The sequence below is a fragment of the Amnibacterium kyonggiense genome (assembly GCF_004364555.1).
Lineage (GTDB): Bacteria > Actinomycetota > Actinomycetes > Actinomycetales > Microbacteriaceae > Amnibacterium > Amnibacterium kyonggiense.
Map to the genome: position 1 here is coordinate 213,568 of NZ_SOAM01000002.1, position 15,718 is coordinate 229,285.

Genomic DNA, 15,718 nt, shown 5'->3' on the forward strand with positions numbered 1-15,718 from the left:
CGACGGTGGCGCCGGGCCGCCGGCGAGGGGACGGGCATGCCGACTGCGCGCCAGAAGATCGTGATCCTGGGCGGCGGCTACGTCGGCCTGTACGTGGCGTGGACGCTGGAGAAGCACGCCGAGCTGCCGATCGACGTGACGCTGATCGAGCCGCGGGCGTACATGACCTACCAGCCGCTGCTGCCGGAGGTGGCGGGCGGCCACGTCAGCCCGCGGGACGTCACGGTCGACCTGCGCCAGGCGCTCAAGCACACGAACGTCGTCCGCGGCAGCGTGACCGCGCTCGACTCGAAGGCGAAGACCGTGACCGTCGCGCCCGCGGCCGGCGGCGAGACGGTCTACGACTACGACCACGTCGTGGTCGGCCTCGGTGCGGTGACCCGGACGTTCCCGACGCCCGGCCTCGCCGAGCACGGCGTCGGCTTCAAGACGATCGAGGAGGCGGCGCACACGCGCAACACCGTCCTCCTCAACGTCGCGAAGGCCGCGGCGACGACGGACCCGGCCGAGCGGGAGAAGCTCCTCACCTTCGTCATGATCGGGGGCGGGTACACCGGCGTCGAGGCGCTCGGCGAGCTCTCCGACCTGTCGAAGCGGGCGATCGCCGCGCAGCCCGCGCTGCAGGGCGTGGAGCCGCACTGGATCCTCATCGAGGCGCTCGATCGCGTCGCGCCCGAGGTGGGTCCGGAGCTGTCCGCCTGGACGCTCGGCGAGCTGCGCAAGCGCGGCATCGACATCCGGCTGAAGACCACGATGCCGTCCTGCGAGGACGGCGTCGCGAAGTTCAGCGACGGCACCGAGGCGCCCTTCGGCATGCTCGTGTGGACCGCGGGTGTGAAGCCGAACCCGGTGCTGGACGAGACGGATCTGCCGCGCGGTCCGCGCGGCCACGTCAACACCAGCCCGCGGCTCCAGGTGGTCCGGGAGGACGGCGGCTGGGTCCGCGGCGTGTGGGCCGCGGGCGATGTCGCGCAGGTCCCCGACCTGACGAAGCCGCAGCCGGCCTACTACCCGCCGAACGCGCAGAACGCGGTGCGGCAGGCGGTCGTCCTGGGCGCGAACATCGCCCGCGCCGTCCGGCACCGCCGGCCGCAGAAGTACGTCCACTACAGCCTCGGCACGGTCGCGGAGTACGGCCTCTTCCACGGCGCCGCGAACATCTACGGCGTCCAGCTCAAGGAGCTGCCCGCGTGGCTCGCGCACCGCGCGTACCACCTCTACGCGATGCCGACGCTGGACCGGAAGGTCCGGATCTTCGCCGGCTGGGTCGCCGACTTCGTCGGCAAGCCGGACCTGACGCCGACGGACGACCTCGAGGACCCGACGCACGACTTCCGCATCGCCGCAGGAGGGAAGGCCGAGTGATGAGCGACGCACCGAGCGAGTACGACGAGCAGCACCCCTCGCAGGCCGAGGGGGAGGATCCGGCGGCCCCGGAGGCCGAGATCGTCCTCACGGGCGAGGGCCGCGCGTCGCAGGCGGAGGGCGAGGACCCCGACCACCCGGACGAGCACGAGGTGCTCGACCCGGCCGACCCCGACTGACCTTGGGGCTGACCCTCGGCGCGATCGTGCTGCGCGTGGCGGACCTCGACCGGATGGTCGCGTTCTGGTCGGCCGCGCTCGACCTCGTGCCGCGGGAGGAGCCCTCCGGGGACTGGGCGTCGCTCCAGCCCCGCTCCGGCGGCGGTCCGAACCTGTCGTTCGACCTCCGGCGCTCCGAGTACGAGCTGCCGCCGCGGTTCCACCTCGACCTCTACGCGGACGACCGTCCGGCCGAGGTCGCTCGGCTCGTCGCGCTCGGTGCGAGGGAGATCCCGCTCCACCACCACGAGGAGGTCGACTGGACGCTGCTCGAGGACCCCGAGGGGAACCGCTTCGACGTGGCGGACCGACCGCGCGACGCGTGACCTGCGACCGCTGCTCGCGCTCCGTCCTGCCGATCCTCCTCACTCCGGAGGCGCCGTCCTCCGATGCTGCGGGTCAGTAGCCGCGGAGGCGGGTGATGTCGCGCCGGTCCTTCTTCGTCGGCCGGCCCGTCGCGAGGTCGCGGAGGATCGACGCGGGCGTCTCCACCTTCGGCGGTGGCGGCGGCGTCCGGTCCTCGACCGCGAGCGCGGCCTCCGGGGCGCCCCCGCGCTTCAGCGGCAGCGCCTTGACGCCGAGGATCTTCTCGTGCGCGAGGGTCGCGCGCACCTCGTCGCCGACGCGGACGAGGTGCGAGGGCTTCACCTTCGCGCCGTTGATGGCGACGTGCCCCGCCTTGCAGGCCGCCGTCGCGAGCGAGCGCGTGCGGTAGACGCGCACGGCCCACAGCCACACGTCGATCCGCGCCGAATCCGCCACCGCTCCACGCTAACGGGGCCGTCCGCTGCAGATGTGCGGGTGCGCACCGTCCTGCGTGCAGCGGAGGGCCCCGCCAGTGGCTAGAGGTGCGTCGCCAGGAACCGGACGAGGGCGTGCAGGAGGCGCCGGCGGGAGGCCGCGCGCCGGTACTCGTGCCCCTCGCCGGGCAGCTCGAGGTACTCCACGGGCCGGTCGAGCCGCTGCAGCGCATCGACGATGCGCCGCGCCTCGCCGACCGGCACGTTCGTGTCGAGCTCGCCGTGGACGACGAGCAGCGGGACGTCGATCGCCTCGGCCTGCCGCAGCGGCGAGATCGCCTCGAGCAGCGCGCGGTCCCGCTCCGGGTGCCCGTACTTCGTGACGGCCGCCGCGCCGATCCACGGCTCGGTCTCCTCGTAGAACCGCGTCAGGTCGCTCATCCCGCAGACGTCCACCCCGGCGGCGAAGACGCCGGGGGAGAAGGCGAGCGAGGCGAGCGTGAGGTAGCCCCCGTAGGAGCGGCCGGTCACGCCGATGCGGCGCCGGTCCGCGACGCCGGAGGCGACGAGGTGGTGCGCCGCGGCGCGCACGTCGCCGAACGCGTCGAAGCGACCGCCGAGGTCGTCCGCGTGCACGAACTCCCGGCCGAAGCCCGAGGAGCCGCGGATGTTCACGCCGAAGACGCTGACCCCGGCCGCCGCGAGCGCCTGGTGCTGCGGGCTGAACGTCGGGCGCTCCTGCGCCTCCGGGCCGCCGTGGAGGAACACGACGGCCGCCCGGGACCCCGCTGCGCGGTAGAGCCAGCCGGTGAGCGGCAGCCCGTCCTCGCCGTGGAAGGTCTCGAGGGTCGGCACGACGAGCCGGCTCTGCGGTTCCGGCGCCGCGGTGACGCGCGTCCAGCGCCGGCTGTGGGTGTCGAGGTGCCAGAGCTCGTTCGAGCGCTCCGGACCCTCCACCCCGAGGATCACCGAGCCGCCGTCGCGCGACAGCACCGGTGTCGTCGCGACGAGGCCGGGCATCCCGGTGATCGGCTGCCGCTCGTGGGTGGCGGTGTGGAAGAGCTCCAGCTCGCTGCGGCCGGCCGTGTTCCAGACGAGCAGCAGCAGCTCGCCGGCGTCGTCGGCGTCGACCGCCTCCAGCTCCGCGTCGTCGCGGTACGCGAGCGTCCGCGGCTCGCCGCGGTGCCCGTTCGGCCCGAAGGGGAGGCCGATCAGCTGCCGCCGGCTCAGCCCGACGTCGGAGGCGAGGTAGACGTAGAGCGGCCCGGACTCGCCCTCGGGCGCCGGGCGGACCAGTGCCGTGTCGGTCGAGCCCGTGCCGCTCGGCAGCAGCGGGAAGTGCTGGTCCTCCAGCCGGTCGACGACGGAGCAGAACTGCCGGCCGCGCTCGCCGTCGAGCAGGATCAGGAACCGCTCCTCGAGGGAGACGTCGAGCACGTGGACGAGGTCGCCCTCGGCGAGGGGGTCGAGGCGCCCGGTCCGCGGGTCGGCGAGGAACGACCGCGTCGGCCGTCCGGGCGCGGGGGAGGGGAACGTCACGACCACGCGGTGGCCGCTGCGGGTCCACGGGCCGAGCTCCGCGTGCTCGTCGTGGTCGCCGGCGATGCGGCGGGCCTCCGAGCCGTCCGGACGCACGACCCAGACCTGCGTCCGCACGCCGCCGTCGGTCGCGACCGTGCAGGCGAGCCAGCGGCTGTCCGCGGACCAGGAGACGGCGATCACGGGGTCCGCCGAGAGCGGGATGCGCTGCGCCGGGGGGGCCTCGCCCGTGAGCACGACCTCCTGCACCCAGACCTCGGGCGCACCGGAGCGGTCGCTGATGAACGCGACGCGCTTCGCGTCGGGCGTCATCGTCGGGCACCAGCTGCCCCAGACGCCGACGAGCTCGTCCCCGAGCCGGACGGCGGCGTCGATGCGGTCGTCGGTCGCGGTGTCCGTCACGGCCCCAGTCTGGCGCGCCCCGGGTGAGCGCGGTCAGCGGACGAGTGCCGGCAGCTCCGCCAGGGACCGGATGACGGCCGTCTCGTCCGGCGGCGCCGTGCCGTCGCGGTCGAGCAGCACCGCGCCGAGGCCGGCGCCGCGCGCGCCGAGCACGTCCACCTCGTGCTCGTCGCCGACGTACAGCACGGCGGACGGGTCCGCCCCGATCCGCTCGCACGCGACGAGGAAGGCGCGCGGGTCCGGCTTCCGCAGCCCGAGCGCGCCGGCCGTCAGCACCGGGCCGACGAGGTCCAGCAGGCCGATCGTGCGCAGCTTCGCGGTCTGCTGGTCCTCGGCGCCGTTCGTGAGGACCGCGGTGCGGACGCCGGCGTCGTGGAGCGCGCGGATCGCGGGACCGGCGTCCTCGAAGCCGTGCCAGGACCGACGGTAGGCCGCGCCGTAGCCGGACGCCCACTGCGCGTCGAGCTCGTCGTCCGTCCCGATCCGCTCGCCCAGCACGGGGAGCACGTCGCGCAGTCGCGCGCGGCGCTGCTCCTCCCAGCCGAGTCCGCCGGCCCGCCACTGCGCGAGGCGGAGGTCCTGCGCGGCGAACCAGGCCGCCTCGACCTCCGGGGTCAGCCGGGCGCCGAGCCAGGCGCGGACGGCCTCCCGGGCCGCACTCGTGTGGTCCATGAGCACGCCGTCGAGGTCGAGCAGCACCGTGCGGACGTCGCTCACGGGATGCGGTTCGACTGCAGCCAGAGCTCGAGCAGGCCGAGCTGCCAGAGCGCGTTGCTGCCGAGCGTCGTGCGCTCGGTGTTCGGGTCCGCGAGGAGGCGGTCGACGGTGTCGCGGCGGAACAGGTCCCGGCGGCGCGCTGCCGGGTCGAGCAGCGCGTCCCGGACCAGGTCGAGCATCGCCCCGTCGAGCTGCCGGATCGCCGGGACCGGGAAGTGCCCCTTCGTCCGGTCGATGACCTCATCGGGGACGAGGCCGCGACTCGCGCGCTTCAGCACGCCCTTGCCGCCGTCCGCGAGCTTCAGCTCGGGCGGGATGCGCCCCGCCAGCTCGACGAGCTCGTGGTCGAGGAAGGGCACCCGGCCCTCCAGCCCCCACGCCATCGTCATGGTGTCGACCCGCTTCACCGGGTCCTCGACGAGCATCGTCGTGGTGTCGACCCGGAGGGCGGCGTCGACGGCGGTCGTCGCGCCCGGGGCGCCGAACGCGGCGTCGAGGAACGCACGTGGCACGTCGGACTCCGCGAGCCAGGCGGGGTTCAGCCAGGTCGCCATCTCGGCCCACGGCCGGTCCACGAACGCCGCCGCGTACGCGTCGGTCGCGTCGACCCGGCCGACGTCCGCGAGCGGCGGGTACCACTCGTAGCCGCCGAGCACCTCGTCGGCGCCCTGGCCGGACTGCACGACCTTGATCGACTTCGCGACCTCCTGCGACAGGAGGTAGAACGCGACGCAGTCGTGGCTGACCATCGGCTCGCTCATCGCCGCGACCGTCCCGCCGATCGCGGGCACGAGGCGCTCGGTCGCGATCGGGATGCGGTGGTGCCGGGTGCCGAACCGCTCGGCGACGAGGTCGGAGTACGAGAACTCGTCGCCGGCCTCGCCGCCCGCGTCCTCGAACCCGATGCTGTAGGTCGCGAGGTCCGTCTGCCCCAGCTCCGCCAGCAGGGCGACGATGAGGGACGAGTCGAATCCGCCGGACAGGAGCACGCCGACCGGCACGTCCGCGACCATCCGCCGCTCCACGGCGACCCGTGTCGCCTCCAGCAGCGCGTCCTGCCAGTCCTCCGCGCTCAGGCCGGAGTCGGCCGGTCGCCGCTCGAAGGACGGGCGCCAGTAGACGGTGTCGGCGGCGGTCCCGTCGGGCTCGACGACCCGGACGGTCGCGGGCGGCAGCTTGGTGATCCCGGCGAGGATCGTGCGGGGCGCTGGGACGACCGAGTGGAAGCTCATGTACGCCGCGAGCGCCTCCCGGGCGACGGTCGTGTCGACGCCGCCCGCCGCGAGCAGCGCCTGGGGCGTGGAGGCGAAGCGGAGGAGGCCGGGCCGCTCGTCGAGGTAGAGCGGCTTGATGCCGAGCCGGTCCCGCACGAGCACCGTCCGCCCGCTCGCGTGCTCGTGGATCGCGATCGCGAACATGCCGCGGAACCGGTCGACGAACCCGACGCCCCACTCGTGCCAGGCCTTGAGGATCACCTCGGTGTCGGAGGCGGAGCGGAACACGTGCCCGAGCCGCCGCAGCTCGTCGCGGAGCTCGTGGTGGTTGTAGATGCAGCCGTTGAAGACGATCGTCGCGCCGGTCTCGTCGTCGACCATCGGCTGCGCCCCGGCCGGCGAGAGGTCGATGATCGCGAGGCGCCGGTGCCCGAACGCCGCGGCGCCCTCCGCCCGGACGCCCTCACCGTCGGGTCCGCGGTGCACGAGGCAGGCGGTCATGCGGCCGACCGCGTCCAGATCGGCCGGTCGGCCGTCGAATCGGAGCTCGCCCGCCAGTCCGCACATCGGCTTCCTCCTCGTCCGCGCGTCAGCGCAGGCGGTGCTCCGGCAGCACCACCCAGGTGTCCTTCGCCCCGCCGCCGCGCGAGGAGTTGACGACCAGGCTGCCCTCCGGCGCCACCCGCGTCAGCGCGAGATCGGCGAGCCGGTAGTCCCGCTTCCGGTGCCCGGTCGCGTAGACGAACGCGCGGAGGTCGACGTGCCGGGGCTGCAGCAGCCCCTCCTCGAGCGACGGGACGGAGGACAGCGACACGACCTCCTGCGCCACCCAGGCCGCCGGGTGCTCGGCGATCTCCGCCCGGCGGAGGGCCACCTCGGCCGCATCGGCCGCGGGCCCCACGAGGACGCCGCGGCCGCCGGAGCCGTCGACCGGCTTCGTCACGAGCTCGCCGACGCGCTCGAGGACCGCCTGCCGCTCGGTCTCGTCGCCGAGCCGGTAGGTCGGCACGCTCTCGAGCAGCGGCCGCTCGTCGAGGTAGTACCCGATCAGCTCCGGCACCGAGCGGTACATCGCCTTGTCGTCGGCGACCCCGTTGCCCGGCGCGTTCACGAGCGTGACGCCGCCGGCCGCGGCGACGTCCATCACCTCGGCGCCGATCGGGCGCCCGTCGGCGTCGACGAGGTCGGGCAGCTCGACGTCGATCCGCAGGTAGAGGCTGCCGATCCGGTCCCCGGTCGTGCGCTGGACCACCGTGCCGCCGTCCACCGCGAGGTCGGTCGGGACGGCGAGCAGCAGCCCGGCGCCGTCCGCCAGCCGCCGGTGCTCGAACCAGGCGGAGCTGCCCTCGCCGGACGACAGGAGCGCGCCGCGCGTGCCCGGCTTGGCTCCGGCGAGCACGGTCCGCCGCAGCTGCTCGAGCGCGGTCGCCGGGTCGGCGAGGTGGTCCGGCCGCGGCATGTCGGGCACCACCGCGTCCATCAGCTGTCGGATCGCGATCGCGTACGCCACCCCGGACGGGTTCCGCACGTTGTCCTCGAGCACGCGCCAGCCGCCGTACTCGTTCCGGACGAGGTCGAAGCCCTGGATCGGTGCCCGCAGCACGCCCGGCGGCAGGCGCGTCGCGGCCGCGAGCCAGCCCGGCGCGCCGAGCACGGCGGACTCCGGCAGCACGCCGTCGGCGAGGATCCGGCGCTCGCCGTACACGTCGGCGAGGAACGCCTCGATCGCGCGCGCCCGCTGCGTGAGCCCGGCCTCGAGCTCCGCCCACTCGTAGGGCTGCACGAGCCGCGGCACGAGGTCGACGCGGAACGGCTGCTTCGTGCCGGCGACGCCGAAGTCGAACGAGTGCTGCTCGGTCCAGACGTCGCGCGCGGCCTCGCGCTCGACGATGCCGCCGGCACCGAGCGAGCGGACGTGGTCGACGACGGGCCGGTAGTTCGGCCGGGCGACGGCGTTGGCGTCGATGCCCTCGTCGCCCGCCCGAACCCGGTATCGCCGGAGGGCCGGCGCGGTGGGGATCGGGCCGGAGGCGGGACCCTGCGTCTCCTCGACGACGCTCCGCATGACGTCGGCGAGGTCGCCCCGCTGGACGAAGGCGGCGCGCTGGCGGTCGGCGGAGTTGCCGCGGGCGAGCACCGTCTCCGCGAGCTCCGCGACCTCCTCCCAGTCGCCGAGCTCCTCGAGGGTGTCGCGCAGATCGCCGACGAGCCGCCGCACCGCCTCCGGCGCGGGGAGCGGGCGCGGATGCTCGGAGTCGTCGAGCAGCCGGCCGGTGAGCCCCCCGCGGGCGGCCTGCCAGATGCCGGCGCGGTGCAGCGGCAGCGCGCGCTGGAGGCGCGGCGCCCCGGCCTCGATCGACCGCTCGGCGTCCCGGACCATCGCGCGGAAGAGGCCTGCGATCAGGACCGCGTCGTCGACGAGCGGGCAGGCGTCGCAGATCCGCAGCTCGAGCGTCGGCGCGTGGGCGGACGGCCGGACGTCGAAGTACGCCATCTTCGCGTCCGCGATGACGCCGGAGGCGATGAGGTCCTGCAGCAGCTCGTCGTAGGCCGCCGCGTCCGCCAGCGGTCCGGTCGCCCCGGCGCTCGGCCAGCGCTGCCAGATGATCGTGCGGATGGACGCGTACCCGGTGTCGAGGCCGTTCCAGTAGGGCGAGCTGGCGGAGAGCGCGAGCAGCACGGGCAGGCGCGGCGCGATCCGCTGCGCGATCTCGACGGCGAGGTCGCGGTCGGCGACGCCGACGTGGATCTGCGTGCCGCAGATCAGCTGCTCGTCGACGAGCAGGCGGTATTGCTCCTGCATGCGCCCGTAGCGGCCGGTCGCCGTGAGCTCGAAGTCCCGGAACTCGCTGCGCGGCGCCGTGCCGACCGCGGCGATCCCGAGCCCCTCCTTCGCGGCCACGTCGACCACGCGCCGGCGGAGGCGCAGCAGCTCCGAGCGGAGGCCGTCGAGCGTCGTGACGACGTCGGTGTTCGTCTCCACCGTCGTGCGCTGGATCTCGGCGGAGAAGTTCTCCCGGGGGAGCTTCGCGAGCAGCTGCGGCGCGCGAGCGGCGAGCTGCCAGCGCTCGAGGTCGATGAGGTGCAGCTCCTCCTCGGCGCCGAGCGTCAGTGCGGCGGCCATCCGCGAACCTTAGCGACCCCGCCCAGGAGTCGCCCGGCGATCCGGTCAGGCGAGCCCGGTCGTACCGACGAGCAGACCGATCGACCAGGTCGCCGCGAGGGCGAGGCCGCCGCCGACGAGCGTGCGGATCGTCGGCCGAAGCGCGGGCGCGCCGCCGAGCCGGGCGCCCGCAGCGCCGGTGAGGGCGAGCGCCAGCAGGACCACGAGGACCGTGACGGGGACGCGGGCGGCCCCCTGCGCCAGCACGACCGCGATGAGCGGCAGCACGCCGCCCGTGAGGAAGGAGCCAGCGGAGGCGAGCGCGGCCGCCCAGGGGTTCGCGCCGCTCTCCATGCTCGCGGCCCGCTCGCCGTCGCGCTGGCTCGAGACGGAGACGTACTCGCCGAGCGCCATCGACACCGCGCCGCCGATCAGCGCGGCGAGCCCGGCGAGCAGCACGGCGCCGTGCGCCGAGGAGGCGCCCGCGACGCCGACGACGATGGCCGCGACGGACACGATGCCGTCGTTCGCCCCGAGCACGCCGGCACGCAGCGTGTTCGCCCGACCGGCGACGACGCCGCGGTCGGGGGACGCGCCGTGCGTGAGGACAGCCAGGATCGAGGTCATACCGGCATGCTCGTCCTCGCGCGCGGTGCCCGCCAGCAAGGGAAGGCAAGCCTCAGCGCTGGTCAGAGGGCGGTTCCGGGCCGCGGTCCAGCGGACGACGAGTAGGGTTGGTTGACGTGTCACCTCATCACCCGTACCCGGAGGCCAAGTCGCCGCAGCTCGTCCTCCTCCGCCACGGCGAGACGGAGTGGAGCCGCACCGGCAAGCACACCGGCAGGACCGACATCCCGCTGACCGCCGAGGGCGAGCGCCGCGCCGCGGCGCTCGAGCCGGTGCTGGCCGGCCGGGACTTCGCGCTCGTGCTGGCGAGCCCGCGGCAGCGCGCCGTCCGCACCGCGGAGCTCGCGGGCTTCGCCGGCCGGATCGAGACGACCGAGGACCTGGCCGAGTTCGACTACGGCTCCTACGAGGGGCTCACCTCGCCGCAGATCGCGGAGGAGCGGCCGGGCTGGGACCTGTGGCGCGACGGGGCGCCGGACGGCGAGACGGCCGCCGAGGTGCGCGTCCGGGTCGAGCGCGTCATCGCGCGCGCCCAGCGGGTGCTCGACGACGGCCGGGACGTGCTGCTCGTCGCGCACGGTCACGTGCTGCGCGCGCTCGGCGCGGCGTGGATCGACCTCCCGCCCGAGGGCGGCTCCCGGCTCGTGCTCTCGACCGCCGGGCTGGCGGAGCTCGGGTACGAGCACGGCAATCGCGTCATCGACCTGTGGAACGCTGCGTGATGTGACCGACAGGGACGAGGCGCTCGCGGGCAGGCGGTTCGGCGACGCGGCGGACGCGTACGTCGCGGGCCGCCCCGACTACCCCCGGGAGGTGGTCGACTGGTTGATCGGCGACGCGCGGGCGATCGCGGACGTCGGCGCGGGGACCGGCAAGCTCACGGCGGCGCTCGTCGGTCCGGACCGGGACGTCGTCGCGGTCGAGCCGGACGCCGGCATGCTCGCCGCCCTCGCCCGCGAGGTGCCGGCGGCGCGCACCGAGCAGGGGACCGCGGAGGCGCTCCCGCTCGCCGACGCGTCCGTCGACGCGGTCGTGTACGGGCAGGCGTGGCATTGGGTCGAGGAGCCGCAGGCCTCGGCGGAGGCCGCGCGGGTGCTCCGACCCGGGGGCGTCCTCGGCCTCGTCTGGAACGTCCGCGACTCGTCGGTCGACTGGGTCGACGAGCTGGGCCGGGTGATCCGCGGGAGCGCCGCCGAGCGAATGATCGAGTCGGACTCGGTGCGGGTCGACCCGCCGTTCGGGCCGCTCGAGCGCCGCGACCTCCGCTGGACGAGGGCGATGACGGTGGAGGAGCTCGTCGCCATGGCGGCCTCCCGCTCCTACGTCATCGCGCTCCCGCCGGAGGAGCGGGCGGCGGTGCTCGACGGCGTGCGCGCGCTCATCGCGACGCACCCGGCGACCAGGGGCCGCGAGCGCGTCGACCTCCCGTACGTCACGAGCGCCTTCCGCACCCGCCGCCCGTAGCCGCCTCGCTCGTCAGGGCGTGGGGGTGCCGCCGTTCACGGCGAGCGTCGCGCCGACGACGAAGCTCGACTCGGGGGAGCTGAAGAACACGTAGGCCGGTGCCAGCTCCGCCGGCTGCGCAGCGCGGCCGAGCGGGGTGTCGGAGCCGTAGTCGGCGATCTCCTCCTCCGGGATGCCGCCCGAGACCTGGAGCGCCGTCCAGGTCGGGCCGGGCGCGACCACGTTCACCCGGATGCCCTGCCCGGCGAGCTGCTGCGCCATGCCCTTGCCGAGGTTGTTGATCGCGGCCTTCGTGCTCGCGGAGTCGATCCGCTCGGGCGACGCCTGGTACGTCTCGAGGGAGGCGGTGAGCACGATCGTCGACCCCGGCGGGAGCAGCGGCACGGCCGCCTGCACGATGCGGAACGCCGAGAAGACGTTCACCTCGTACGTCTCGACGAACTGCTCGTCCGGCAGCGCGGTGAGGTCCGTCGAGGTGATCTGCTTGCCCGCGACGATCGCGAGCGCGTCGAGGCCGCCCAGCGCCTCGTGCGCCTGCGTCACCAGGTCGCGGCAGAACGCCGCGTCCGTCAGGTCGCCGGCGATGCCCGAGTCGCCGCCCGTGACGAGCGCCTTCCGGCCGGTCAAGCGGCCGGTGCCGCGGTAGGTCGACTCGCCGAGGTCGGGGACGGGCGTCATGGCCGACTGCAGACCCGGCGAAGCCTGGGCGTCCGCCCCGGAGCGGCAGCCCCGCCCGCGCGGGCGGGCGGGACCGCCGCTCGGCGGCGGACCAGCAGGACGCCCCCGTCGCCTGAGCACTCGGGGGCGTCGGCCGCGCTGCCGCTACCGTCCCCGGCATGGCACGGCAGCGGATCCTGTTCGGCGAGCAGCTCGGCCCGCTGTTCGACGACGACGAGGAGTCGATCCTGCTCGTCGAGTCGCTCGCGGCGTTCCGGAAGCGGCCGACGCACCGGCAGAAGGCGCACCTCTACCTCTCCGCGCTGCGGCACCGCGCCGAGGAGCTGGGGGACCGCGCGGAGGTCGTCCGCGCGGGCACCTTCCGGGAGGTGCTCCGCGGTCGCGAGCTCGTCGCCGTCGACCCGCCGTCCTACGCGGCGCGGCGCCTCGTGCGGGAGGTGGGCGCGGAGGTGCTGCCGAGCCGCGGCTTCGTCACGAGCGAGGCGGACTTCGCCGGCTGGGTGCGGAACCGGGACGACCGCGGGCTCGTGATGGACCAGTTCTACCGCTGGGTGCGCGAGCGCGAGGGCATCCTGATGACCCGCGCCGGCAAGCCGGTCGGCGGCCGCTTCAGCTACGACGCCGACAACCGGCAGCCGCCGCCGAAGCGGCAGGAGCGCCTCGACCTGCCCGAGCCCTGGTGGCCGCAGGAGGACGCGATCGACGAGCAGCTGCGCGCCGACCTCGACCGGTGGGAGCGGGACGGCACCCTGCACCTCATCGGCGAGGACGGGCCCCGCCGCTTCGCGGTGACCCACCGGGAGGGCCGCAGCGCGCTGCGCCGCTTCGTGCGGGACCGGCTGCCGACCTTCGGACCCTACGAGGACGCGACGCTCAGCGCCGACTGGACGATGTCGCACTCCCTGCTGTCCGTCCCGATGAACCTCGGGGTGCTCGATCCGCGCGAGGTCGTGGACGCGGCCCTGGAGGCGTTCGCCGACGGCGCCGCTCCGCTCAACTCCGTCGAGGGCTTCGTCCGGCAGATCGTCGGCTGGCGCGACTGGATGTGGCACCTCTACTGGCACCTCGGCGAGCGCTACGTGCACCGGAACGCGCTGCAGGCGCGCCGCCGCGTCCCCGACTCGTTCTGGGAGCTCGACCCGGACGCGATCGAGGCGAACTGCCTGTCGTCCGTGATCGGCGACGTCCGCGAGCACGGCTGGGCGCACCACATCCAGCGGCTGATGATGCTCGGCAACTTCGCCCTCGAACGCGGCTGGTCGCCCGCGGAGACGACCGAGTGGTTCACCGGCGCCTTCGTCGACGGCACCCCGTGGGTCATGCCGACGAACGTCGTCGGGATGAGCCTGCACGCCGACGGCGGCGTCGTGGCGACGAAGCCGTACGCGTCCGGCGGCGCCTACATCGACCGCATGACGGACTACTGCGGCGGCTGCCGGTTCGACCCGAAGGTGCGGGTGGGGGAGGACGCGTGCCCGTTCACCGCGGGGTACTGGGCGTTCCTCGAGCGGCACAGGGAGCGGTTCGCCTCGAATCCCCGGATGGCGCAGCCGCTCGCGGGGCTCGGCCGGCTGAAGGACCTCGACGAGGTCGTCGAGCAGGAGGCGCACCGCACCCGCTGGTGACCCCGGCGTCAGACGTCGATGAGCACCTTGCCGACGGCGCCCTGCTCGACCGCGGCGTGCGCGTCCCCGGTGCGCTCGAGCGGGAAGCGGGTCAGCGGCAGCCCCGCCTCCTCGCCGACGCGCAGCGCTCCGGCGGCGACGGCCGCCCGCACCCCGTCGACCGCGGCCGCCTTCTCGGCGGCGGGCGCCGTGTAGACGAGCAGGAAGCGCCAGCGGAGGTTCTTCGCCATGAACGGCCGCACCGCGAAGGCGAGCGGCTCCGGGGTGTCCGTCGCGTACACGGCGATCGTGCCGTCCGGCGCGAGGACCTCCGCGTCGAGCTCGGCGTTCGCGTTCGGGTTCACCTCGACGACGAGGTCGACGCCGTCGGGGGCGATCCGCCGGATCGCGGCAGCCGCGTCCTCCGCCCGGTAGTCGACGACGTGGTGCGCTCCCGCGGCGCGAGCGAGCGCGGCCTTCGCGGGGGAGGACACCGTCGTGATCACGGTGGCGCCGGCCCAGCCCGCGAGCTCGATCGCCGCGTGCCCGACGGCTCCGGCGCCGCCCGCGACGAGCACCGTGCGACCGGACAGCTCGCCCGGCGCGAGCGGCAGCGGCACCGGGTCGCCGGCCCGCAGCGCGATGTGCGCGGTGAGCGCCGGGACGCCGAGCGCCGCGCCGAGGTCGAAGGAGGCGCCGTCGGGCAGCGGCACCACCCGGTCCGCGGGCACGACCGCCAGCTCCTCGGCGGTGCCGTCCGGGTTCCGGTACGCGGCCTCGAAGACCCAGACGCGGTCGCCCGGCTCGAGGTCGACGTCCTCGCCGACCGCGTCGACGGTGCCGGACCCGTCCTGGTCCGGCGTCTGCGGCGCCTCCGGGTCCGTGCCCGAGCGGGACTTCCAGTCCGTCGGGTTCACGCCGGACACGGCGATCCGCACCCGCACCTCGCCGGGACCCGGCTCGCGCGGCTCCTTGTCGACGAGCCGCAGGACTTCCGGGCCGCCGGCCCGGTCGTAGACGATCGCACGCATGCGCCAAGTCTCGTCCCGAGGCGTTGTGCGCGCGCGGTGAGGGCGTCGGACCGCATGCGCAAGCCCCTCTTCCGCTCCCGCTCCTCCGTGTCATGCTTCCCGCATGGCGGCGCGGCTCGTGATCGCGGTGAACGCCACCGCGGGGAGCGGGCGCGCGGCGCGGGTCGGCGAGCGGGCCGAGGCGGCGCTGCGGGCGGCCGGGCACGCGGTCCGCCGGCTCGAGGCCGGTTCGCCGACCGTCATGGAGGCGTCCATCCGCGCGGCGATCGCGACGGGCGACGTCGACGGGGTCGTCGTGGTCGGCGGGGACGGCGCGATCCACCACGCGGTCAACGCGGTCGTGCACACCGGTGTGCCGCTCGGCATCGTCGCGGCCGGCAGCGGGAACGACGTCGCGCGCTGCCTCGACCTGCCGCACGACGATCCGGATGCGGGGCTGCAGCGCGTGATCGCCGCGCTCGCCGGCGAGCGCCCCGCCGCCCGCGCGGTGGACGCCGTGCGGGTGAGCACCGGCCGCTGGTTCGTCGGCATGCTGTCCGCCGGGTTCGACGCGGCGGTGAACGAGCGGGCGAACGGCATGCAGCGGCTGCAGGGCACGCCGCGGTACGTCGTCGCCGTGCTGCTCGAGGTCGTCCGCCTGCACGCCCGCCGCTACCGGATCACGATCGACCGCGACACGCGGCGGCTCGCGGCGGTGCTCGTGACCGTCGGCAACACGGCGAGCATCGGCGGCGGGATGCGGCTCGCCCCCGACGCGAAGGTGGACGACGGGCTGCTCGACGTGCTCGTCGCGACCCCGCTGTCCCGGATGAAGCTCCTGCGGCTGCTCCCGAAGGTCTTCACCGGTCGGCACGTCGACGACGAGCACGTGTCGATCGAGCGCGGCCGGGTCGTCACGATCGACGTCGACGACCGCGGCCCCGTGCCGGTCACCTACGCCGACGGCGAGCGCTTCGGCCCGCTCCCGGTCACCCTCGAGGTCGTGCCGGGCGCGCTGCTCGTCCTCACCTAGCCTG

At 75.0% G+C, this 15,718-nt stretch carries 14 protein-coding genes and 1 pseudogene; 7 read left to right on the forward strand and 8 right to left on the reverse strand.

All coding sequences use genetic code 11. The features are described 5' to 3' along the window. The first annotated feature begins 36 nt into the window (after positions 1-36). From CLV52_RS09410 to CLV52_RS09420, 3 genes are read left to right on the forward strand one after another with little or no spacing between them, the layout of a single operon-like run. Complete coding sequence (locus tag CLV52_RS09410) at positions 37-1,365, forward strand: NAD(P)/FAD-dependent oxidoreductase (RefSeq protein ID WP_133766104.1); 1,329 nt, start codon at positions 37-39, stop codon at positions 1,363-1,365. Then, complete coding sequence (locus CLV52_RS09415; RefSeq protein WP_133766105.1) at positions 1,365-1,544, forward strand: hypothetical protein; 180 nt, start codon at positions 1,365-1,367, stop codon at positions 1,542-1,544. The genes CLV52_RS09410 and CLV52_RS09415 overlap by 1 nt, the downstream gene beginning before the upstream one ends. 2 nt (positions 1,545-1,546) lie before the next feature. Beyond that, complete coding sequence (locus tag CLV52_RS09420; RefSeq protein ID WP_246018055.1) at positions 1,547-1,909, forward strand: VOC family protein; 363 nt, start codon at positions 1,547-1,549, stop codon at positions 1,907-1,909. A 73-nt stretch (positions 1,910-1,982) separates the two neighbouring features. On the opposite strand, the gene CLV52_RS09425 is transcribed toward CLV52_RS09420, so the two are convergent. From CLV52_RS09425 to CLV52_RS09450, 6 genes are all read right to left on the reverse strand, one after another. Next, positions 1,983-2,345, reverse strand: a complete 363-nt coding sequence (locus CLV52_RS09425; RefSeq protein WP_133766106.1) for an RNA-binding S4 domain-containing protein — start codon at positions 2,343-2,345, stop codon at positions 1,983-1,985. 80 nt (positions 2,346-2,425) lie between these two features. After that, on the reverse strand, positions 2,426-4,264 hold the full coding sequence (locus tag CLV52_RS09430; protein WP_246018056.1) for a S9 family peptidase: 1,839 nt from the start codon (positions 4,262-4,264) through the stop codon (positions 2,426-2,428). 33 nt (positions 4,265-4,297) lie between these two features. Then, on the reverse strand, positions 4,298-4,981 hold the full coding sequence (locus CLV52_RS09435) for an HAD family hydrolase (protein WP_211342667.1): 684 nt from the start codon (positions 4,979-4,981) through the stop codon (positions 4,298-4,300). Then, entirely contained in the window at positions 4,978-6,762 is a 1,785-nt protein-coding gene (locus CLV52_RS09440) for an N-acetylglutaminylglutamine amidotransferase (RefSeq protein ID WP_133766107.1), read from the reverse strand. The genes CLV52_RS09435 and CLV52_RS09440 overlap by 4 nt, the downstream gene beginning before the upstream one ends. 22 nt (positions 6,763-6,784) lie before the next feature. After that, positions 6,785-9,319 (reverse strand): carboxylate--amine ligase/circularly permuted type 2 ATP-grasp protein, encoded by a 2,535-nt coding sequence (locus CLV52_RS09445; RefSeq protein WP_162850792.1) that lies wholly within the window; start codon positions 9,317-9,319, stop codon positions 6,785-6,787. Between the two features lie 45 nt (positions 9,320-9,364). Further along, positions 9,365-9,925: a VIT1/CCC1 transporter family protein gene (locus CLV52_RS09450; RefSeq protein WP_133766108.1), complete on the reverse strand. Its 561-nt coding sequence runs from the start codon at positions 9,923-9,925 to the stop codon at positions 9,365-9,367. 116 nt (positions 9,926-10,041) lie between these two features. On the opposite strand from CLV52_RS09450, the gene CLV52_RS09455 reads away from it, so the two are divergent. Then, on the forward strand, positions 10,042-10,647 hold the full coding sequence (locus CLV52_RS09455) for a histidine phosphatase family protein (protein ID WP_133766109.1): 606 nt from the start codon (positions 10,042-10,044) through the stop codon (positions 10,645-10,647). A 1-nt stretch (position 10,648) separates the two neighbouring features. Continuing rightward, on the forward strand, positions 10,649-11,389 hold the full coding sequence (locus CLV52_RS09460) for a class I SAM-dependent methyltransferase (RefSeq protein WP_133766110.1): 741 nt from the start codon (positions 10,649-10,651) through the stop codon (positions 11,387-11,389). Between the two features lie 12 nt (positions 11,390-11,401). Here CLV52_RS09460 and CLV52_RS09465 read toward each other — a convergent pair. After that, positions 11,402-12,094 (reverse strand): annotated as a pseudogene (locus tag CLV52_RS09465) (SDR family oxidoreductase); the annotation flags it as partial. 131 nt (positions 12,095-12,225) lie between these two features. Between CLV52_RS09465 and CLV52_RS09470 the strand changes: the two are divergent. Then, positions 12,226-13,692, forward strand: coding sequence for a cryptochrome/photolyase family protein (locus CLV52_RS09470; RefSeq protein WP_133766112.1), 1,467 nt, complete (start codon positions 12,226-12,228; stop codon positions 13,690-13,692). An 8-nt stretch (positions 13,693-13,700) separates the two neighbouring features. On the opposite strand, the gene CLV52_RS09475 is transcribed toward CLV52_RS09470, so the two are convergent. After that, entirely contained in the window at positions 13,701-14,702 is a 1,002-nt protein-coding gene (locus CLV52_RS09475) for an NADPH:quinone reductase (protein WP_133766113.1), read from the reverse strand. A 103-nt stretch (positions 14,703-14,805) separates the two neighbouring features. Here CLV52_RS09475 and CLV52_RS09480 point away from each other — a divergent pair, with 103 nt between their 5' ends. After that, positions 14,806-15,714 (forward strand): diacylglycerol/lipid kinase family protein, encoded by a 909-nt coding sequence (locus tag CLV52_RS09480; RefSeq protein ID WP_133766114.1) that lies wholly within the window; start codon positions 14,806-14,808, stop codon positions 15,712-15,714. The last annotated feature ends 4 nt before the right edge of the window (positions 15,715-15,718 follow it).